The sequence below is a fragment of the Streptomyces sp. NPDC044003 genome, from assembly GCF_056435185.1.
This window is the reverse complement of the sequence record NZ_JBWKFA010000004.1, coordinates 502439-521796: the sequence shown is the minus strand read 5'-3', so window position 1 is coordinate 521796 and position 19358 is coordinate 502439. Positions and strand designations below refer to the sequence as shown.

18 protein-coding genes are annotated in these 19358 nt (G+C 73.4%); 13 read left to right on the top strand and 5 right to left on the bottom strand.

What is annotated here, in order from left to right; genetic code table 11:
• Nucleotides 1-92 precede the first annotated feature (92 nt).
• Together AC07AW_RS19490 and AC07AW_RS19485 are read left to right on the top strand one after the other, a co-directional pair.
• Nucleotides 93-1025 (top strand): AraC family transcriptional regulator, encoded by a 933-nt coding sequence (locus tag AC07AW_RS19490; protein WP_478816713.1) that lies wholly within the window; start codon nucleotides 93-95, stop codon nucleotides 1023-1025.
• Nucleotides 1026-1124: 99 nt separating this feature from the next.
• Nucleotides 1125-2036 carry a class I SAM-dependent methyltransferase gene (locus tag AC07AW_RS19485; protein ID WP_478816712.1) on the top strand — a complete coding sequence of 304 codons (912 nt, stop codon included), beginning with the start codon at nucleotides 1125-1127 and terminating at the stop codon, nucleotides 2034-2036.
• An 18-nt stretch (nucleotides 2037-2054) separates the two neighbouring features.
• Here AC07AW_RS19485 and AC07AW_RS19480 read toward each other — a convergent pair whose 3' ends face one another.
• A complete protein-coding gene (locus AC07AW_RS19480; protein WP_478816711.1) occupies nucleotides 2055-2519 on the bottom strand; it encodes an RICIN domain-containing protein in 465 nt (154 codons plus the stop codon).
• 153 nt (nucleotides 2520-2672) lie between these two features.
• Here AC07AW_RS19480 and AC07AW_RS19475 point away from each other — a divergent pair, with 153 nt between their 5' ends.
• On the top strand, nucleotides 2673-3947 hold the full coding sequence (locus AC07AW_RS19475) for an SUKH-4 family immunity protein (RefSeq protein WP_478816710.1): 1275 nt from the start codon (nucleotides 2673-2675) through the stop codon (nucleotides 3945-3947).
• A gap of 147 nt (nucleotides 3948-4094) precedes the next feature.
• Here the strand turns inward: AC07AW_RS19475 and AC07AW_RS19470 are convergent, their stop codons facing one another.
• From AC07AW_RS19470 to AC07AW_RS19460, 3 genes are all read right to left on the bottom strand, one after another.
• Nucleotides 4095-4889, bottom strand: coding sequence for an aldo/keto reductase (locus AC07AW_RS19470; RefSeq protein ID WP_478816904.1), 795 nt, complete (start codon nucleotides 4887-4889; stop codon nucleotides 4095-4097).
• A 133-nt stretch (nucleotides 4890-5022) separates the two neighbouring features.
• The gene (locus tag AC07AW_RS19465; protein ID WP_478816709.1) at nucleotides 5023-6846 is read right to left on the bottom strand and encodes an AMP-dependent synthetase/ligase; all 1824 of its coding nucleotides are present in this window, start codon (nucleotides 6844-6846) and stop codon (nucleotides 5023-5025) included.
• Between the two features lie 461 nt (nucleotides 6847-7307).
• Nucleotides 7308-8174: a LysR substrate-binding domain-containing protein gene (locus tag AC07AW_RS19460; RefSeq protein ID WP_478816708.1), complete on the bottom strand. Its 867-nt coding sequence runs from the start codon at nucleotides 8172-8174 to the stop codon at nucleotides 7308-7310.
• A 113-nt stretch (nucleotides 8175-8287) separates the two neighbouring features.
• Here AC07AW_RS19460 and AC07AW_RS19455 point away from each other — a divergent pair, with 113 nt between their 5' ends.
• The 3 genes from AC07AW_RS19455 (at nucleotide 8288) to AC07AW_RS19445 (ending at nucleotide 10431) form a co-directional block, all read left to right on the top strand.
• Nucleotides 8288-9358, top strand: a complete 1071-nt coding sequence (locus AC07AW_RS19455; RefSeq protein ID WP_478816707.1) for a bile acid:sodium symporter family protein — start codon at nucleotides 8288-8290, stop codon at nucleotides 9356-9358.
• Between the two features lie 171 nt (nucleotides 9359-9529).
• On the top strand, nucleotides 9530-10051 hold the full coding sequence (locus AC07AW_RS19450) for an isochorismatase family protein (protein ID WP_478816706.1): 522 nt from the start codon (nucleotides 9530-9532) through the stop codon (nucleotides 10049-10051).
• Nucleotides 10048-10431, top strand: a complete 384-nt coding sequence (locus AC07AW_RS19445; RefSeq protein ID WP_478816705.1) for a (2Fe-2S) ferredoxin domain-containing protein — start codon at nucleotides 10048-10050, stop codon at nucleotides 10429-10431. Before AC07AW_RS19450 ends, AC07AW_RS19445 begins: the two co-directional genes overlap by 4 nt.
• 31 nt (nucleotides 10432-10462) lie before the next feature.
• On the opposite strand, the gene fdhD is transcribed toward AC07AW_RS19445, so the two are convergent.
• The gene (gene fdhD / locus AC07AW_RS19440) at nucleotides 10463-11299 is read right to left on the bottom strand and encodes a formate dehydrogenase accessory sulfurtransferase FdhD (RefSeq protein ID WP_478816704.1); all 837 of its coding nucleotides are present in this window, start codon (nucleotides 11297-11299) and stop codon (nucleotides 10463-10465) included.
• 236 nt (nucleotides 11300-11535) lie between these two features.
• On the opposite strand from fdhD, the gene AC07AW_RS19435 reads away from it, so the two are divergent.
• The 7 genes from AC07AW_RS19435 (at nucleotide 11536) to AC07AW_RS19405 (ending at nucleotide 19339) form a co-directional block, all read left to right on the top strand.
• Nucleotides 11536-12480, top strand: a complete 945-nt coding sequence (locus tag AC07AW_RS19435; protein ID WP_478816703.1) for a beta-ketoacyl-ACP synthase III — start codon at nucleotides 11536-11538, stop codon at nucleotides 12478-12480.
• Nucleotides 12481-12819: 339 nt separating this feature from the next.
• Nucleotides 12820-13377, top strand: coding sequence for a hypothetical protein (locus tag AC07AW_RS19430; RefSeq protein ID WP_478816702.1), 558 nt, complete (start codon nucleotides 12820-12822; stop codon nucleotides 13375-13377).
• Nucleotides 13378-13471: 94 nt separating this feature from the next.
• Nucleotides 13472-14164 carry a class F sortase gene (locus AC07AW_RS19425; protein WP_478816701.1) on the top strand — a complete coding sequence of 231 codons (693 nt, stop codon included), beginning with the start codon at nucleotides 13472-13474 and terminating at the stop codon, nucleotides 14162-14164.
• A gap of 159 nt (nucleotides 14165-14323) precedes the next feature.
• Complete coding sequence (locus AC07AW_RS19420) at nucleotides 14324-15505, top strand: ROK family transcriptional regulator (protein WP_478816700.1); 1182 nt, start codon at nucleotides 14324-14326, stop codon at nucleotides 15503-15505.
• 192 nt (nucleotides 15506-15697) lie between these two features.
• A complete protein-coding gene (locus tag AC07AW_RS19415) occupies nucleotides 15698-17185 on the top strand; it encodes a sugar ABC transporter ATP-binding protein (RefSeq protein ID WP_478816903.1) in 1488 nt (495 codons plus the stop codon).
• Nucleotides 17182-18183 (top strand): ABC transporter permease, encoded by a 1002-nt coding sequence (locus AC07AW_RS19410; protein ID WP_478816699.1) that lies wholly within the window; start codon nucleotides 17182-17184, stop codon nucleotides 18181-18183. The genes AC07AW_RS19415 and AC07AW_RS19410 overlap by 4 nt, the downstream gene beginning before the upstream one ends.
• A gap of 109 nt (nucleotides 18184-18292) precedes the next feature.
• Nucleotides 18293-19339: a substrate-binding domain-containing protein gene (locus AC07AW_RS19405; protein ID WP_478816698.1), complete on the top strand. Its 1047-nt coding sequence runs from the start codon at nucleotides 18293-18295 to the stop codon at nucleotides 19337-19339.
• Nucleotides 19340-19358: the final 19 nt, after the last annotated feature.

Below are 19358 nucleotides of genomic sequence, written 5' to 3'. Positions count from 1 at the left end.
ACTCCCGCCCGGAGCGCCGCCCGCCCATGCTGCACCGTCTCATCTGCCTACGCCTGCGTCTCAGGCCCGCGGACGCCCTACCCTTGCGGACCATGGACGCACTCGCCGGACTCCTCGACGGGCCACGCGCCAAGGGCGCCTTCCTGCTCCGCATGATCATGGAGCCGCCGTGGTCCGTACGCATCGAGGACGAGGCCCCGATCTGCCTCATGTGCGTCACCGACGGCGAGGCCTGGATCGTCCCCGACACCGGAGACCCCGTCCTGCTGCGCCCGGGGGCGATCGCCGTCATCCGCGGTCCCGAGCCGTACACCGTCGCCCACACCCCCGACGCCCCGCCCCAGGCCGTGGTCGGCCCCGACGGCGCGTGCGCCACCCTCTCCGGGGAGCCGCTCGCCCAGTCCATGAGCCTCGGCGTCCGCACCTGGGGCAACGCCCCGGACGGCGACACCACCGTCCTCGTCGGCACTTATTTGATGGACGGCGAGGTCGGCCGCAGGCTCTTCGACGCCCTGCCGGGCCTGGTGCACCTGCCCGCCGACATGTGGAACTGCCCCCTCATGCCCTTCCTCGACGAGGAGATCTCCCGCGACGAACCCGGCCAGAGCGTCGTCCTCGACCGGCTCCTCGACCTGCTGCTCATCGCCGCCGTCCGCGCCTGGTTCTCCCGGCCCGGGGCCGAGGCACCCGCCTGGTACCGCGCGATGGGCGACCCGGTGGTCGGCCGGGCGCTCCGGCTGCTCCAGAACGACCCCGCCCACCCGTGGACCGTCGCCTCGCTCGCCGCGAAGTCGGGCGTGTCCCGGGCCGCGCTCGCCCGCCGGTTCACCGACCTCGTCGGGGAGCCCCCGATGGCGTACCTCACCGGCTGGCGCCTCGCGCTCGCCGCCGATCTGCTCCGCGAGACCGACGCCACGGTCGAGTCCGTCGCCCGGCAGGTCGGCTACAGCGGCGCGTTCGCCCTGAGCGCCGCCTTCAAACGGGTACGGGGCATCAGCCCGCAGGAACACCGGAGCTCCCGCTGACCTCCGGCGCGGTCGGTGCGGGCCGCCGCCACGCGGGCGATATTGCCGGACCGGCAACATTTCTCGCGCCCCGGGCCGCCCCCGCCGCACTCTGGAGCCATGAGCCAGCATCGCGAGTCCCACCACGGCCAGCACGGCGCCGGTCACGGCCACCGTCACCACGATCACACCCACCTCGACTGGAACGAGTTGGCTCCGCTCCTGGAGCGGCAGGCCGAGATCGCGAGCCCCGCCTACGCGGAAGCCGCCGCCTGGCTGGGCACCCTCGCGCCCGTGCAGGGCGTCCGCCGGATCCTCGACGTCGGCAGCGGCCCCGGGGTCGTGACCAGCCTCCTCGCCGAGGCCTTCCCGGCCGCCGAGACGGTCGCCGTCGACGGCAGCCCCGAACTCCTCGCCCGGGCCCGGGCCCGCGCCGAGGCCCGCGGCCTCGGCGCCCGGGTCTCCACCCTCCACGCCGAACTCCCCGAAGGGATCGGCACCCTGGGGCGGGCCGACCTCGTCTGGGCGGGCAACTCCCTGCACCACATCGGCGACCAGGGCGCCGCGCTCGCCGAGTTCGCCGGCATCCTGAACCCCGGCGGTCTGATGGTCCTCGTCGAGGGCGGTCTGCCCACCCGGCACCTGCCCCGGCACATCGGGATGGGCCGCCCCGGCCTGGAGGCACGTCTCGACGCCGCCAACGCCGACTGGTTCGGCGAGATGCGCGCCGAGCTCCCGGGCTCCAAGGACGAGCCGGACGACTGGCGGGCCCTGCTCGCCGGCGCCGGACTCACCCCCGCCGGCACCCGCACCTTCCTCACCGACGTCCCCGCGCCCGTGTCCCCGGTCGTCCGGGAGCTGGCCGTCGCCCACTACGAGCGCCTCCGGGACGGCTTGGGCGCCCGTCTGGACGCGGACGACAAGGAGACCCTCGACCGGCTCCTCGACCCGGCCGACGAACTGTCCCTGCACCACCGCACGGACCTGTTCCACCTCACCGCCCGCACCGTCCACACCGCCCGCAAGGGCTGAGCCCGCACCGGGCCCGGGTCAGGACACCGGCTCCAGCCGCCACCACTGGAACGGCGAGTCGGTGTCCTCCCACTGCCGGACGTTCCCCCCGTCCTCCTTCGACTCGTCGGCGACCTCCAGGAAGAGGCCGCTGACGAAGCTCACCAGGGCCACCGTCCCCGGCGACTGGAGGTCCTGCTCGATGATCCACTCCTGCGCCCCGAAGTTGTTGGCCTTCCACTGCTGGATATTGGCGCCGTTCTCCGTGGACGCGTTCGCGACGTCGAGCCGTTTACCGCTGGCCGCGCTGACCAGGTGGTACAGCCCGCCGCCGTTCGGCACGGGCGCGATGTGCCAGTGCTGTCCGGGAGTTCCGTTCCCGGTGCCCTGCTGCACGTTCGCGCCGCTGCGGCTCGACCCCTGGTACACCTCCAGGAGCAGCCCGCTGGCCACGTTCCGCACCCGGTAGAGGCCCTCCGCCACGGGCTCCGGGGCACCGCTCACCGTACCGACTCCTTCTCCTCGCCGGGCAGTTGCACCGCGCGGCCGTCACCACCGCGCGCACCCCTCAGGGGCCGTCTCCGACTCTACGTCCCGGGTACGACAACGGCCGGGGGCCGCCGCCCCGCCCAGGGCGGCGGCTGGCACGATGGGCCGGTGACCGATCACGATCTCCGTACCCTGCTCGACGACCCCGCCGAGGTCCTTCGCCACGACCGCGCCGAGCTCCGTGCCCGCCTCGACGCCCTGCCGGAGGAGCACGGCGGCATCGGCCGCGAGGTGTTCACCCAGGCCGAGGCGGTGTTCGGGAGCGCCCCGGCGACCTCCGCCGAGTTCGCCTCCTGGCTGCACTTCGCCGCGACCGTCCTCGGCCACCGGGAGTACGCCGAGCGTGTGGCGGCCGCCGCACCGGGGCTGCCGTGGCGGACGGTGTGGGCCTGGTGGCGGCCGGTCGGCGCCCACGAGGCCGCACCGAACCTCAGCGGCGACCGCTCCGCCGAGGTGTACGAGGCCGGAGGCACGCCGCTCCTGAAGGTCTGGGCCCTGTGGTGCGAGGACACCTGGTTCGACCTGGCCACCGGCCGGCCCCTGCCGGCGCCCGCCGAGGGCACGGCCGAACCGTACGAGGAGACCGAGCCGGAAGGGCCCTGGCTGTTCGACGGCGACGAGGAGTCCTGGGCGCTGCGCAGCCCGGAGTCCTGGGAGGAGCCGATCCCGCTGGACGGCGGCCGCTACGTCTTCCTCGACGCGCGCGGAGTGGCCGTGGTGGAGCAGAACGACACGGCCCTCGCCGACTGGCCGACGGGCGGGGCCGATTCCTCCGGCCCGGCACCGGCGGACGGCGGACCGTGGTTCCGCCCCGGCACGAGGAACGCCGACGGGCCGCTCACCGCGGCCCGGCTCGACGAGGTCTTCGGCCCCTCCGCGGTCCTCCGCTTCCCGGCGGCCGACCTGCCCGACGCCCTCACGCACGCACCGACCAGGACGCTGCTCACCGAGGCCGGACTGCCTCGCCACTGGGCGGCCGGCGTCACGTCCTTCGCGCTCGCCGACGAGCCGCTGGCCCCGGGCCCCGAGGGCCTGCTGCGCGTGGGGGAGTTCGACCTCGGGTACTGCGATCCCGGGGAGGTCTTCGTCCATCCCGGGACCGGAGCCGTCGGCCTGCGCCAGCCGGACGGCAGCCACGGCCCCGGCGGCGACGCGGTCTTCCCGCTCGTCCGCGACCTGGAGTCCTTCGTCCGGTTCCTGGAGGGCGTCCGCCGATACATGGGCGCCTGCTGGGACCCGTACCCGGGGGAGGAGGGCGTGAAGGCGTTCCTCCGGGCGATGGCCGAGGTGGACGCCGGGGCACTGGCCGACGACGCGCCCGGCTCCGAGGTGTGGGAGCACCTCTTCGCGTCGATCACCGAGCTCGGCGTGGACGGCTACTGAGCCGCGGCACCGCCGAGGCGACGCGGTGCGCGGCGACCGGGCCGCGGCACCGCCGGGCCCCGCGACGCACGGCTACCGACGCGACGCACGGCCACCCAGCCGGCGCACCGCCGAAGCGGCGCGCCGGCCCCACCCTCTCCGTGTCCTTCAGGCACCGACGTTGAACTCCGCCGGGTTCGGGCCCAGTCGGCGGCTCTCGTCGAGGGCGGCGATCGCCGCCAGGTCCTCGGCGTCCAGCTCGAAGCCGAAGACGTCGATGTTCTCCCGGATCCGCGAGGGGGTCACCGACTTCGGGATCACCACGTTCCCCAGCTGGAGGTGCCAGCGCAGCACCACCTGGGCCGGGGTCCGCCCGTGCTTGCGGCCGATCGCGACGATCGCCGGCACCTCCAGGAGCCCCTTGCCGGAGCCGAGCGGCGACCACGCCTCGGTCGCGATGCCGTACTTCGCGTGCGCCTCGCGCGACTCCGCCTGGGCGAGCTGCGGGTGCAGCTCGATCTGGTTGACGGCGGGCACGACCGAGGTCTCGCCGATCAGCCGCTCCAGGTGCTCCGGGAGGAAGTTCGAGACGCCGATCGCCTTGGCGCGCCCGTCCGCGAGGATCTTCTCGAACGCCCGGTACGTGTCGACGTACGCGTCCTTCGCCGGCACCGGCCAGTGGATCAGGTACAGGTCGACGTAGTCGAGGCCCAGCTTGTCGAGGGAGGCGTCGAAGGCGCGCAGCGTCGAGTCGTAACCCTGCTCGCTGTTCCACAGCTTCGTCGTGACGAACAGCTCCTCGCGGGCGATCCCCGACTCGGCGACGGCACGGCCCGTGCCCAGCTCGTTCGCGTAGATCGCGGCGGTGTCGATCGAGCGGTACCCGGCCTCCAGGGCCGTCGCCACGGCCGCCGTCGCCTCGTCGTCCGGCACCTGCCAGACACCGAAGCCCAGCTGCGGCATGCTCACGCCGTTGTTCAGGGTGACCGAGGGAACGCTGTTGTCCGTGCTCACGTGGGGTGGATCCTTACGTCGTCGTCACTGGCTGTACGGAGGTACTCCCAGCGTCAACGATCACGCACCGCCCCGCATTCCGTCAGCCGTACAGCGCCGCGACCTCCGTCGCGTACGCCCGTTCGATCGCCTTTCGCTTCAGCTTCAGCGAGGGGGTGAGCAGCCCGTGCTCCTCGCTGAACGGATGCGCCAGGATCCGGAACGTCCGGATCGACTCCGCCTGCGAGACCAGCGTGTTCGCCGCCACCACCCCGCGCCGGATCTCCGTCTCCAGGGCCGGGTCGCGCACCAGCTCCGCCGGGGAGAGCGGCGCCCGCCCCTGCATCGCGAGCCAGTGCTCCACCGCCTCGTGGTCGACCGTCACGAGCGCGGCGATGTACGGACGGTCGTTGCCGACCACGATGCACTGGGCGATCAGCGGATGCGCCCGCACCCGCTCCTCCAGGGCGGTGGGGGAGACGCTCTTGCCGCCCGAGGTCACCAGGATCTCCTTCTTCCGCCCGGTGATCGTCAGATAGCCGTCCGCGTCGAGGGCGCCGATGTCGCCGGTGGCCAGCCAGCCGTCGTTGAGGACGGCGGCCGTCGCCTCCGGGGCGTTCAGATAGCCGGAGAAGACCTGGCCGCCGTGGAGCCACACCTCGCCGTCCTCGGCGATGTGGACCGTCGTCCCCGGGACCGGCTGACCCACGGTGCCGTACTTGGTCCGCCCGGGCGGGTTCGCCGTGGCGGCGGCCGAGGACTCGGTGAGCCCGTACCCCTCGAAGACCGTGATCCCCGCGCCCGCGAAGAACAGCCCCTGCCGGCGGTCCATCGCCGAACCGCCCGACATCGCGTGCCGCACCCGCCCGCCCAGGGCCGCCCGCACCTTGACGTACACCGTCTTCTCGAAGAACTGGTGCTGCACCCGCAGCGCCGCCGACGGCCCGGGACCGGTCCCGAAGGCCTTCTGCTCCAGTGCCTCCGCGTACGCGACCGCCACCTCCACGGCCTTGTCGAAGGGGCCCGCCTTCCCCTCGCCCTCCGCCTTGCGGCGGGCCGCGTGGAAGACCTTCTCGAAGACGTACGGCACGGCGAGCACGAAACTCGGCCGGAACGCCACCAGGTCCGGCAGCAGCTCGGCCGCCGCCATCACCGGCTGGTGCCCCAGCTTCACCCCGCCCCGGACCGCCGCGACCTCCACCATCCGCCCGAAGACGTGCGCGAGCGGCAGGAACAGCAGCGTCGAGGCCTGCTCGTCGGGGCGCGAGCGGAAGACCGGCTCCCAGCGGCCCATCACCATGTCCGTCTCGAACATCAGGTTCGCGTGGGTGATCACACAGCCCTTGGGGCGGCCGGTCGTCCCCGAGGTGTAGATGATCGTCGCGATCGTCTCCGGGGTCACCGCCCGCCGGTGCCGGTGCACGACCTCCTCGTCGATGTCCGTGCCCGCCGCCGTCAGCTCGCCCACCGCGTCCGCGTCCAGCTGCCACAGGCGCTGGAGCCGCGGCAGCCGGTCGATCACCGAGCCGATCGTCATCGCGTGGTCCTCGTGCTCCACCACGCAGGCCGTGACCTCGGCGTCGTGCAGCATCCAGAAGACCTGCTCGGCGGAGGACGTCGGATAGACCGGCACGGGCTGCGCGCCCAGCGTCCACAGGGCGAAGTCGAAGAGCGTCCACTCGTACCGGGTCCGGGCCATGATCGCGACCCGGTCGCCGAACCGCACGCCCTCCGCGATCAGCCCCTTCGCGAGCCCAAGGACCTCGTCCCGGAACCGCGCGGCGGTCACGTCGTGCCACTGCCCGTCCGGGCCCTTGCGGCCGAAGGCGATCCGGTCCGGCTCGGCGAGGCCGCGGTCGAACACGGCGTCCGCCAGACCGCCGACCTGAGGCGCCGCCTCGACGGGCGGCACGGTGAACTCGCGCACTGACCTGCTCCTCGACGGCTCGTGGCTGGAAAAGCCCGTTGTCGCACTCCGTACGGCGCCGGTGACGGTACCCCACCCGACCGGCCTGGGGGAGGGCCTTCACCAAGCCGGGACATTCCGCGTTCGCACAGGTCAGGGCCGGTGAGGTGGCCAAGTCGGTGGTGTCCCGGGGCTGTTACCGACCGGACGGTACGTCCTCCGCGGGCGAATCTCCACGGAATCTGTACGGCCCGCTCACGCCCCCGACTCCGAAGCGCCGCCGTGGCGGCTTCTCGACGCATCGGGGCCCGGCGCCCACCGGGGACGTGGCAAGCGGTTACCGGGGCCGCGGCAAGCGGTTACCGTCGGTTCATCGAGGCCGGTTCACCGCGGCCGGTTCACCGCGGCCGGTTCACCGCGGCCGGTTCACCGCGGTCGGTTCAGGGAGGCCGGTTCAGCGCGGCCGGTTCAGGGAGGCCGGTTCAGCGTGGCCGGTGCAGCCGGTCGCCGCCCGCCAGGATCGCCTCCGCCAGGGCGTCCGCCGCCTCCTGGGTCTCCCCGCCCCGGCGCCCCTTGCGCAGCACGAAGCCCACGTCCCCGAGTTCCGGCAGCCCCGCGCGGGCCGGCACCGGGACAAGACCCGGCGGCACCAGGCCCCGGGTGTGCGCCATCACCCCGAGTCCCGCGCGGGCCGCTGCCACGTTCGCGCTCAGGCTGGAACTCGTGCAGGCGATCCGCCACGCCCTGCCCTGCGCCTCCAGGGCCTCCAGGGCCCGCGCCCGGGTGATCCCCGGCGGCGGGTACAGGATCAGCGGCACCGGCCGGTCCGGATCGAGCCGCAGCCCCGGCGCCCCGATCCAGACGAGCGTGTCCTCCCAGACGAGCCGGCCCTCGCTCTCCGCCCCGCGCCGCTTGGCCAGGATCAGATCGAGCCGGCCGGCGGCGAGCCGCGCCTGGAGCGTCCCGGAGAGTTCGACCGTCAGCTCCAGGTCGACCTCGGGATGCTCACGCCGGAAGGACTCCAGGATCTCCGGCAGCCGGGTCGTCACGAAGTCCTCAGAGGCGCCGAACCGCAGCCGCCCCCGCAGCCGCGTCCCGCCGAAGAAGGCCGCCGCCCGCTCGTGCGCCTGGAGGATCGTGCGCGCGAAACCGAGCATCGCCTCGCCGTCCTCCGTCAGCTCCACGCGATGCGTGTCCCGGGCGAAGAGCGCCCGGCCCGTCGCCTCCTCCAGGCGCCGCACATGCTGGCTGACGGTCGACTGACGCAGCCCGAGACGGTCCGCGGCCCGCGTGAAGCTCAGCGTCTGGGCCACGGCGAGGAAGGTGCGCAGCTGGGTGGGCTCGTACACCCCACGAGGCTATCGCGAACCGTGATGACAGTCAGAGGGCTGTACGGGATTCCCGATCACCGCGCCGTGGAGCAGGATGGACAGGCGCGATCCCCGTAGGAGCACTGGAGCCCATGACCCCCCGCACGCCCGGCCGCACCGCACGCCGTCCCCTTCGCCTGCCCTCCTGGCTGCCCGTCGACGGCTACGTCCTCGCGCTGCTCGGCACGGTCGCCCTCGCCGCGCTCCTCCCCGCCTCCGGGAGCGCCGCGACGGTCACGGAAGGCGCGTCGACCGGGGCCGTCGCCCTGCTCTTCTTCCTCTACGGGGCCCGGCTCTCCACCCGCGAGGCCCTCGACGGCCTCAAGCACTGGCGGCTCCACCTCACCGTCCTCGGCTGCACCTTCCTGCTCTTCCCGCTCCTCGGCCTCGCCGCGCGCGGCCTCGTGCCCGGCGTCCTCACCCCCCAGCTCTACAGCGGCTTCCTCTTCCTCTGCCTGGTGCCGTCCACCATCCAGTCCTCCATCGCGTTCACCTCGATCGCCCGGGGCAACGTGCCCGCCGCGATCTGTGCCGGCTCGTTCTCCTCACTCGCCGGCATCGTCCTCACCCCCCTGCTCGCGGCCCTGCTCCTCGGCAACAGCGCGGGCGGCCTCTCCGCCGACGCGCTCCTGAAGATCGTGCTCCAGCTCCTCGTGCCCTTCCTGACCGGACAGTTCCTGCGCCGCTGGGTCGGAGGCTTCCTCGTCCGCCACAAGAAGGTCCTCGGATACGTCGACCGGGGCTCGATCCTCCTCGTCGTCTACACCGCCTTCAGCCAGGGCATGGTCGCCGGGATCTGGCACCTGGTGACCCCCGCGCGGCTCGGCGCGCTGCTCGCCGTCGAGGCCCTGCTCCTCGCGGTGATGCTGGGCCTGACCTGGTACGGGGCCCGGCGCCTCGGCTTCGGCCGGGCCGACCGGATCGCGATCCAGTTCGCCGGCTCCAAGAAGAGCCTCGCGGCCGGGCTGCCGATGGCGAGCGTCCTCTTCGGCCCGCAGGCCTCCCTCGCCGTGCTCCCGCTGATGCTCTTTCACCAGATGCAGCTGATGGTCTGCGCGGTCATCGCGAAGCGCCGTTCGAGGGACCCCGAGGCCGCCGAGGAGACCGGGACCGCGTCCGAACCCGTACCCGCCGCACCCCAGATCCCGGCGACCGGCACCTGAGCCGGTACACCCGCTCCCGGGCCGGGGCCGGGGCCGGGGCTGGGGCCGGGGCCGGGGCCCGACCCGTACACCCGCTCCCGCGACCCGCGCCCGCCCCGTACACCCGCCGCGTCGGCCGGATCACACCCACAGCCGAACCGTGATGATCATCCGGGCCGCTACGGTGCTCCCATGCCCGCACTCGATCCCGGCCGCACCGCGCTCGTCCTCGTCGACCTGATGGAACGCATCGTCGCGCTGCCCCTCGCCCCCCGCCCTGGCACCGACGTCCTCACCGCCGCCGCCCGGCTCGCCGACACCTTCCGGGCCGCCGACGCGCCCGTCGTCCACATCCGCGTCGAGCGCCCGAACGTCGACACCCAGCCGCCCGGCAGCGAACTCGTCCCCGACCTCGTCCGCGACGGCGACCCCGTCGTCGTCAAGCGCACCATCGGCGGCTTCCAGGACACCGGACTCCACGAGCTGCTCGCCGGACTCGGCGCCACCACCCTCGTCCTCGGCGGAATCGCCACCAACCTCGGCGTCGAGTCCACCGCCCGCGCCGCCTGCGACCTGGGCTACGACCTCGTCTTCGCCGAGGACGCCATGTCCGCCCTCACCGCCGACGAGCACCGCGCCTCCGTCGACCTCGACTTCCCGCGCCTCGGCACGGTCGCCCCCGTCTCCGCGATCACCCTGGACGGCCCCGAGTGACCCCGGTCCCGATACGGTACGGGGCCCGCCCCTGCTCCCTGGTCGTCTGCCGCGGCTGCTGCTGCGGCGACGCCCGCAAGAACCCGGGCATGGACCACGCGGGCCAGCTGGCCCGCCTCCGGGCGGCCGCCGCGGCCTCCGGGGGCCGCCTGCTCGTCCGTACCAGCGACTGTCTCGGCCCCTGCGCCCAGGCCAACGTGCTCGTCGTCCAGCCCTCCACCGAGGGACGGCGCCGGGGCGGGCGGGCCGCCTGGATCGGCTGGAGCGCGGACGACGACTGCCTCGACGAGGTCCTCGCCTGGACCGAGGCCGGCGGCCCCGGCATCGCCTCGCCCCCGGACACCCTCGCCCTCCAGATGATCGACCCCCCGAAGAACTAGGGTCTGTCCGACCCTGATCCGCCGGACGGGCCTAGGGCGCCTTCACGTCGATCCGGTGCTCGCCCGCGTACACGTTCATGTCCGGCCCGCGCAGGAAGCCGACCAGCGTCAGGCCCGTCTCGGCGGCCAGGTCCACGGCGAGCGAGGACGGCGCGGACACCGCGGCGAGCACCGGGATCCCCGCCATCACCGCCTTCTGCGCCAGCTCGAACGAGGCCCGCCCCGACACCAGCAGCACCGCGCGCTCCAGCGGCAGCAGCCCCTCGCGCAGCGCCCGCCCGACCAGCTTGTCCACGGCGTTGTGCCGGCCCACGTCCTCCTTCACGTCGAGCAGCTCGCCGTCCTCCGTGAACAGCGCCGCCGCGTGCAGCCCGCCGGTCGAGTCGAACACCCGCTGCGCCGCCCGCAGCCGGTCCGGGAGCACCGAGAGCAGCTCGGGGGCGAGCCGCAGCGGGGGAGTGTCGGCGATCGGGAAGCGGGCCGTGGTGCGGACCGCGTCCAGGCTGGCCTTGCCGCACAGCCCGCACGAGGACGTCGTGTAGACGTTCCGCTCCAGAGTGATGTCCGGGACCGTCACACCGGGGGCCAGCTGCACGTCCACCACGTTGTACGTGTTGCGGCCGTCGTCCGTGGCGCCCGCGCAGTACACGATGTTCCGCACGTCCGACGCCGCCGCGAGGACCCCTTCGCTCACCAGGAAACCCGCCGCGAGCGCGAAGTCGTCGCCCGGCGTGCGCATGGTGATCGCGATCGGCCGCCCGTTCAACCGGATCTCCAGCGGCTCCTCCGCCACCAGGGTGTCGGGCCGCGTGGTGACCGCACCGCCCCGGATCCGCAGGACACGCCGTCGCTCGGTGACCCGTCCCATCGTGACCGCACTCGATTCTCTCCGCAGGGAAGGCCGGGAAGGCCCTGACCGCCCCATTCTCCGCCACGCCCCACCACCGCACGCGCACCGGCGGGCCCGCTCATGCCCGGGCCGTTGTCACGGTCGGCCAAGCGATTCGGGGGAATGTTGGTGGTTTACGTCACCTGTTACTGATCAGTCGCTGGCAAGACTGGGGGATCCTGCCGAACGAACGAACCACCTAGGGGGTCCCGAGTATGACGGGCACTCGCATTGCCGCGCTCGGGCACTACCAGCCCGCCAAGGTGCTGACCAACCACGACCTGGCCGAGCTGGTCGACACGAGCGACGAGTGGATCCTCAGCCGGGTCGGCATCCGCACCCGGCACGTCGCCGGGCCCGACGAGCCCGTCGACGAGCTGGCCGCCCACGCGGCCGGCAAGGCGCTCGCCACCGCCGGCCTCACCGCGGGCGACATCGATCTCGTCCTCGTCGCCACCTCCACCGCGATCGACCGCTCGCCCAACACCGCCGCCCGGGTCGCCGCCCGCCTCGGCATGGGCTCGCCGGCCACCATGGACCTCAACGTGGTCTGCGCCGGCTTCACCCACGCGCTCGCCACCGCCGACCACGCGCTCCGGGCCGGAGCGGCCCGCCGCGCCCTCGTCATCGGCGCCGACAAGATGACCGAGATCACCGACTGGACCGACCGCACCACCTGCGTCCTCACCGGTGACGGGGCCGGCGCCGCGATCGTCGAGGCCACCGAGGCCGACACCGGCGCGATCGGCCCGGTCCTGTGGGGCTCGGTCCCGGAGATGGGCCACGCCGTGCGCATCGAGGGCACCCCGCCCCGCTTCGCGCAGGAGGGCCAGTCCGTCTACCGCTGGGCCACCCAGCAGCTGCCCGCCCTGGCCCGGCAGACCTGCGAGCGCTCCGGCATCGCCCCCGAGGACCTCGCGGGCGTCGTCCTGCACCAGGCCAACCTGCGGATCATCGAGCCGCTCGCCGCGAAGATCGGTGCCGTGAACGCGGTCGTCGCCCGGGACGTCGTCGACTCCGGCAACACCTCGGCCGCCTCCATCCCGCTGGCCCTGGCCAAGCTGGTCGATCGCGGCGAACTGCCGTCCGGCGCCCCGGTCCTGCTCTTCGGCTTCGGCGGCAACCTGTCGTACGCGGGACAGGTCGTACGGGTGCCGTAGGGGGCGGGGACTTCGGGCTTCGAGGGCCCCTCGCTCTCGGGGCTCGGGGTCTCGGGCCTCCGGCTTCCGGGCTTCGGGCTTCGGGGGCCCCTCGCTCTCGGGGCTCGGGGCTCGGGGTATCGGGCTTCGGGGTCTCGGGCCTCCGGCTTCCGGGCCCCGCGCTCTCGGGCCTCGCGCTCCGGCCCCCGGATGGATCCCGCCGAACGCCCGTGACCCGTTCGGCGGAGACCGGTGGCGGCGGGCCCGGCGCGGACCTAGCTTCGATCGCGGTGAGGGTTGTCCCTTTCCGGACGCGGAATCGCTCCGCGTCCGAGCCCTCGCGTGATCTGGAGGACCGCCATGCGCGTGATACGTGCCGCTTCCGCCGCCCTGCTCAGCGCCGTCGCCGTCGTGTCGGTCGCGCCCCTGGCCCTGGCCGGCGACGGCAACAACAACATCACGTCGTTCGGCTTCTCCGTCACCCCTGCGACGATCGCCCCCGGCGGCACCGTCACCCTCACGTCCGACGGCTGCGAAGTGCCGTCCGTGACCGTCACCTCCACCGTGTTCGAGACCGTGACCCTCAACGAGGGCCGCCCCGGCACCGCGACCGTGGACGTCGACGCCAAGGCCGGCAGCCAGGTCGAGATCACCTTCGACTGCAAGGGCGAGCGGGGCACCACCCAGCTCACCATCGCCCAGGGCGGCGGCGACACCGGCGGCGACACCGAGCACGACACCGGCACGCACACCGGAGCCCACAAGGGCGTGAAGGCCGGCTACGGAACCGCCGCCGCCTCCGGCGCCGACACCGACGGACTCGGCACCACCGAAGTGGTCACGGGCGTCCTGCTCATCGCCGGAGCGCTCGGCGCCGCCGTCGTGCTCACCCGCCGCCGCGCCGACGGCCGCACCTGACGGCCGGGACCCCGGGGGCCCGAAACGGCCCCTCCGCCCCGGTGTGACGAGGTCCGGGGCGGAGGGGCGCCAGTACCTGAGGAGGAGTGCGGACGTGGGGCCTGCGGACGGCACGGGAGGCCCGGACGGCGCGGCGCAGCCGGACCGCACCGGACGGCGCGGCGCCTGGGGCGTCGTCGCCGTCGTCCTCCTCGTCGGCGTGCACCTCGTGCGCGGCGGTACGGGGGAGCTGCAGGGCGCCGGCCCGCCGCAGCCCCTCGCCGCGGCCGCGCCCGACGGCACCCGCGCCGGCCTCTCGGCCCTCGTCCCCGCTTCCGTCCCCGCTCCGCTGCCCGCCTCGCTGCCGGTCCGGGTCCGCGTCCCCGCCGTCCGCATCGACGCCCCGGTCACCGAGGTCGGGCTCGACGCCGACGGGTGGATCGAGGCCCCGCCGCCCGAGGACGACCGGCTCGCGGGCTGGTTCACGGGCGCGGTCACCCCCGGCGAGCGCGGCACCGCCGTCGTAGTCGGTCATGTCGACACCCCGAACGGCCGGGCCGTCTTCTACGACCTCGGCGCCCTCACCAAGGGACACCGCGTCGAGATCGCCCGCCGGGACGGCAGGACCGCCGTCTTCGCCGTGTACGGGGTCGAGGTCGTCCCCAAGGAGGGCTTCCCCGCCGAGCGGGTCTACGGCGACGCCGGCGTCCCCGAACTGCGCCTGATCACCTGCGGCGGCACCTTCACGGAGGAGAGCGGCTACGCCGGCAACGTGGTGGTCTCGGCCCGCCTGGTCGAGGTGCGCTGACCGTAATCTTCTCCCCACCCGCACCGTTCTTTGTCCCCAACCGGGAAGAAGTAGGGGCGGATTCCTGCGCAACTTCTTCCCACCCCGGTACGCCGCTGCTACGTTCCCCTCGAAAGCCCGAACACGAGCGTGTGCGAGAGGGAGGGGCGCGTGAGGCGCATGACGGCACGACCTGCCAACCGGCACCAGGCGCGACTCCTCCGGCTGTTGCGCGACGGAGGACCCAACTCCCGCGCACAGCTGGGAGACCAGATCGACCTCTCGCGCTCCAAGCTCGCCGTCGAGGTCGACCGGCTCCTGGAGACCGGCCTCGTCGTCGCCGACGGCCTCGCCGCCTCCCGCGGCGGCCGCCGCTCGCACAACATCCGCCTCGCGCCCGAACTCCGCTTCCTCGGCATCGACATCGGCGCCACGTCCGTCGACGTGGCCGTCACCAACGCCGAGTTGGAGGTGCTCGGGCACCTCAACCACCCCATGGACGTCCGCGAGGGCCCCGTCGCCGTCTTCGAACAGGCCCTGTCGATGGCGGCGAAGCTCCGCTCCACGGGCATCGCGGAAGGATTCGACGGCGCCGGCATCGGCGTCCCCGGACCCGTCCGCTTCCCCGAGGGCGTCCCCGTCGCACCCCCGATCATGCCCGGCTGGGACGGCTTCCCCGTACGGGAGGCCCTCAGCCAGGAACTCGGCTGCCCCGTCATGGTCGACAACGACGTGAACCTCATGGCCATGGGGGAGCAGCACGCCGGCGTCGCCCGCTCCGTCGGCGACTTCCTCTGCGTCAAGATCGGCACCGGCATCGGCTGCGGCATCGTCGTCGGCGGCGAGGTCTACCGCGGGACGACGGGCAGCGCCGGCGACATCGGACACATCCAGGTCGAACCCGAGGGCCGCCCCTGCGCCTGCGGCAACAACGGCTGCCTGGAAGCCCACTTCAGCGGCGCCGCCCTGGCCCGCGACGCCGAGGACGCGGCGCGCGCCGGCCGCTCGGAGGAGCTCGCCGCGCGCCTCGCGGCGGCCGGACACCTCACCGGCGCCGACGTCGCCGCGGCCGCCGCCGCGGGCGACGCCACCTCACTCGCCCTCATCCGTGAGGGCGGCAACCGGGTCGGGCAGGTCATCGCCGGACTCGTCAGCTTCTTCAACCCCGGTCTGGTGGTGATCGGCGGCGGCGTCACCGGCCTCGGTCACAACCTCCTCGCCAGTGTCCGCACCCAGGTCTACCGGCAGTCCCTGCCCCTGGCCACCGGCAACCTCCCCATCGTCCTGGGCGAGCTGGGCCAGACCGCCGGCGTCACCGGCGCAGCCCGCCTCATCAGCGACCACCTCTTCTCCCCGGCGTAACACGCACGTGCAGTTCGCCGGCTCCGCCGGTGGTCCGTGGGCATCCGATCGTCCCCCGGGACGGAACGGGTGGGCACAGACCACCCACCGGGCTGCACCCGCCCGGCCACCCCGCACCCCACACGCCCAGGCGCCATCGCATCCGCCGAGGGGACCCCCGCCATGCCCCAAGAACACCCACCCCTGCTCACCATGTCCGGAATCACCAAGTCCTTCCCCGGCGTCCGCGCCCTGGACGGCGTGGACCTCGACGTCACCCCCGGCGAAGTCCACTGCCTCCTCGGCCAGAACGGCGCCGGCAAATCCACCCTCATCAAGGTCCTCGCCGGCGCCCACCAGCCCGACGACGGCCGCATCACCTGGAACGGCGAACCCGTCCGGCTCCGCTCCCCGAGCGCCGCCGTCCGCCTCGGCATCGCCACCATCTACCAGGAGCTCGACCTCGTCGAAGGCCTCACCGTCGCCGAGAACGTCCACCTCGGACACGAACCCACCACCGCCGGCTTCGTCCGCACCCGCGCCGCCCGGGCCACCACCACCGCGCTCCTGAAACGCCTCGGCCACCCCGAGATCGACCCCGCCCGCCGCGTCGGCGAACTCTCCGCCGCCCAGCGCCAGATCGTCTCCATGGCCCGCGCCCTCTCCCACGACGTCCGTCTCATCGTCATGGACGAACCCTCCGCCGCCCTCGACCCCGACGAGGTCGACAACCTCTTCCGGATCGTCGCCGACCTCACCGCGGCCGGCGTCGCCGTCGTCTACATCTCCCACCGCCTGGAGGAGATCCGCCGCATCGGCGACCGCGTCACCGTCCTCAAGGACGGCCGGGCCGTCGCCCGCGGACTGCCCGCCGCGACCACCCCCACCCGGGACGTCGTCGCCCTCATGACCGGCCGGGACGTCCCGTACGTCTTCCCGGAGAGACGCGACCGACCTCCCACCACCGAACCCGTACTCCGCGTCCAAGGACTCGCCAGGAAAGGGGAGTTCGAGGCGCTGGACCTCGAACTGCGCCCCGGGGAGATCGTCGGCCTCGCCGGACTCGTCGGCTCCGGACGGTCCGAGATCCTGGAGACCGTGTACGGGGCGCGCAGACCCACCGCCGGCCGGGTCCTCGTCGACGGACGGCCCCTGCGGCCCGGCAGCGTCCCCGCCGCCGTCCGCGCCGGCCTCGGCCTCGCCCCCGAGGAACGCAAGGCCCAGGGCCTGCTCCTCCTCGAATCCGTCACCCGCAACGTCTCCGTCTCCTCCCTCGCCCGCTTCTCCCGGGCCGGCTGGATCGACCGCACCGCCGAACGCGAGACCGCCAGGACCGCGACCCGCGAGCTGTCCCTCCGCCCCGACCACCCCGAGGCCCGCGTCCGCACCCTCTCCGGCGGCAACCAGCAGAAGGCGGTCCTCGCCCGCTGGCTGCTCCGCGGCTGCCGCGTCCTCCTGCTCGACGAACCCACCCGCGGCGTCGACGTCGGCGCCCGCGCCGAGCTGTACGCCGTCATCCGCCGCCTCGCCGACGACGGCCTCGCCGTCCTCCTCGTCTCCAGCGAGGTCCCCGAAGTCCTCGGCCTCGCCGACCGCGTCCTGGTCCTGCGCGAGGGCCGGGTCGTCCACGAGGCGCCCGCCCGCGACCTCGACGAACACCGCGTACTCGACCTCGTGATGGAAGGGAGTCCGACGGCATGACGCTCACCACCCCGGCCGGGGCACCGGCCAGGGAAGGCCGCCGGCGCGCGCTCGGTCTCAAGGCCGACGTCCGCAACCTGTCCCTGCTCGGCGTCCTCGCCGCCCTGGTGGCCGTCGGCGGCCTCACCCGGCCCGCCGAGTTCCTCTCCACCTCCAATCTCCAGCTCGTCCTGACGCAGGCCTCCGTCATCGGCGTCGTCACCGTCGGCATGACCTTCGTCATCACCAGCGGCGGCATCGACCTCTCCGTCGGCGCGATCGTCGCCCTCGCCTCCGTCTGGGCCACCACCCTCGCCACCCAGGAGTTCGGCTTCGCCGGCATCCTCTTCACGGCGGTGGTCGTCGGCCTCGGCTGCGGCCTGGTGAACGGCGTCCTCGTCGCGTACGGCGGGATGGTCCCCTTCATCGCCACCCTCGCGATGCTCGCCTCCGCCCGCGGTCTCGCCCTGCAGATCACCGACGGCAAGACGCAGATCGTCACCGTCCCGGCCGTCCTCGACCTCGGCGTCCCCGACGCCTACGTCCTCGGGATCCCGCCGCTCGTCCTCGTCTTCGCCGCCGTCACCGCCGCCGGCTGGCTGCTGCTCAACCGCACCACCTTCGGCCGCCGTACGATCGCCGTCGGCGGCAACCCCGAGGCCGCCCGCCTCGCCGGCATCGACGTCCGCCGCCAGCGCCTCTCCCTCTACCTGCTGTCCGGCCTGTGCTGCGGCATCGCCGCCTTCCTCCTGATCGTCCTCGCGGGCTCCGGTCAGAACACCAACGGCAACCTGTACGAACTCGACGCCATCGCCGCCGCGATCATCGGCGGCACCCTCCTCAGCGGCGGCCGGGGCACCATCGTCGGCTCCGTCCTCGGCGTCCTCGTCTTCACCACCATCACCAACATCTTCGCCCTCAACAACCTGCAGAGCGACGTCCAGCAGATCGCCAAGGGCGCCATCATCGTCGCCGCCGTCCTGGTCCAGCGCCGCACGGTCCGCGACGGCGAGGCCTGACCCGCCGGTAGCCCCTCCCGGAAGCCCCCGGAAGCCCCCAGTAGTCCCCGGTAGTCCCGCCGGTAGTCCCCCCCGCCGAAGTCCTTCCCCCTCGAAGGGTTGATCCGCCATGCCCGAAACCAGCCGCAGACACCTCCTCCTCGGCGGCGCCGCCGTCTCCGCCGGCGCCCTCCTCACCGCCTGCACCAGCAACGAACCGAGGAACGCCGGGAACGACGCCCCGGTCGCGAGCGCCGCCCCCGCCGCCGACGACAAGCCCGGCACCCCCGTCACCATCGGCTTCGCCGGACCGCAGGCCGACCACGGCTGGCTCAACGCCATCAACGAGAACGCCGAACGGCGCGCCAAGAAGTACGCCGACGTCACCCTGGAGATCACCGAGGGCTCCAACGACACCGCCGCCCAGATCGGCCAGGTCCAGACCCTCATCAACAAGAAGGTCGACGTCCTCGTCGTCCTCCCCGCCGACGGCAAGGCCCTCACCCAGGTCGGCCTCCAGGCCATGAAGGCCGGCATCCCCGTCGTCAACCTCGACCGGATCTTCGCCTCCCCGCAGGCCTACCGCTGCTGGATCGGCGGCGACAACTACGGCATGGGCCTCAACGCCGGCCGCTTCATCGGCGAACAGCTCAAGGACAAGCCGAACGCCACCGTCGTCGAACTCGCCGGCATGGACAGCCTCGAACTCACCAAGCAGCGCACCCAGGGCTTCGACGACGCCCTCAAGAACTACCCCAACATCCGCAAGGTCGCCCGCCAGGCCGCCGACTTCACCGTCGAGTCCGGCCAGGCCAAGATGGCCCAACTCCTCCAGGCCCAGCCGAAGTTCGACGCCCTGTGGAACCACGACGACGACCAGGGCGTCGGCGCCCTCCGCGCCATCGCCCAGGCCGGCCGCAAGGACTTCCTCATGGTCGGCGGCGCCGGAGCCAAATCCGCCATGGACGCCATCAAGGCCGACGACAGCGTCCTCAAGGCCACCGTCCTCTACCCGCCGACCATGGCCGCCTCCGCGATCGACCTCGCCCGCGCCCTCGGCCAGAAGAAGGGGATCGGCGGCATGGCCGAGCTGGAGATCCCCGCCTCGATCACCCTCTACTCGGCCGTCGTCACCAAGGAGAACGTCGACGAGTACCTCCCCACCGGCTTCAACTGACCTCGCCGGTCCCGGGAGC

Bases quoted from the DNA above. Each gene is read 5' to 3' on its own strand.
- fdhD (WP_478816704.1), bottom strand. From the start codon at position 11,299: ATGGGACGGGTCACCGAGCGACGGCGTGTCCTGCGGATCCGGGGCGGT.
- AC07AW_RS19430 (WP_478816702.1), top strand. From the start codon at position 12,820: ATGCGCGTGATACGTGCCGCTTCCGCCGCCCTGCTCAGCGCCGTCGCC.
- AC07AW_RS19490 (WP_478816713.1), top strand. From the start codon at position 93: ATGGACGCACTCGCCGGACTCCTCGACGGGCCACGCGCCAAGGGCGCC.
- AC07AW_RS19420 (WP_478816700.1), top strand. From the start codon at position 14,324: ATGACGGCACGACCTGCCAACCGGCACCAGGCGCGACTCCTCCGGCTG.
- AC07AW_RS19485 (WP_478816712.1), top strand. From the start codon at position 1,125: ATGAGCCAGCATCGCGAGTCCCACCACGGCCAGCACGGCGCCGGTCAC.
- AC07AW_RS19405 (WP_478816698.1), top strand. From the start codon at position 18,293: ATGCCCGAAACCAGCCGCAGACACCTCCTCCTCGGCGGCGCCGCCGTC.
- AC07AW_RS19415 (WP_478816903.1), top strand. From the start codon at position 15,698: ATGTCCGGAATCACCAAGTCCTTCCCCGGCGTCCGCGCCCTGGACGGC.
- AC07AW_RS19410 (WP_478816699.1), top strand. From the start codon at position 17,182: ATGACGCTCACCACCCCGGCCGGGGCACCGGCCAGGGAAGGCCGCCGG.
- AC07AW_RS19450 (WP_478816706.1), top strand. From the start codon at position 9,530: ATGCCCGCACTCGATCCCGGCCGCACCGCGCTCGTCCTCGTCGACCTG.
- AC07AW_RS19455 (WP_478816707.1), top strand. From the start codon at position 8,288: ATGACCCCCCGCACGCCCGGCCGCACCGCACGCCGTCCCCTTCGCCTG.
- AC07AW_RS19435 (WP_478816703.1), top strand. From the start codon at position 11,536: ATGACGGGCACTCGCATTGCCGCGCTCGGGCACTACCAGCCCGCCAAG.
- AC07AW_RS19470 (WP_478816904.1), bottom strand. From the start codon at position 4,889: ATGCCGCAGCTGGGCTTCGGTGTCTGGCAGGTGCCGGACGACGAGGCG.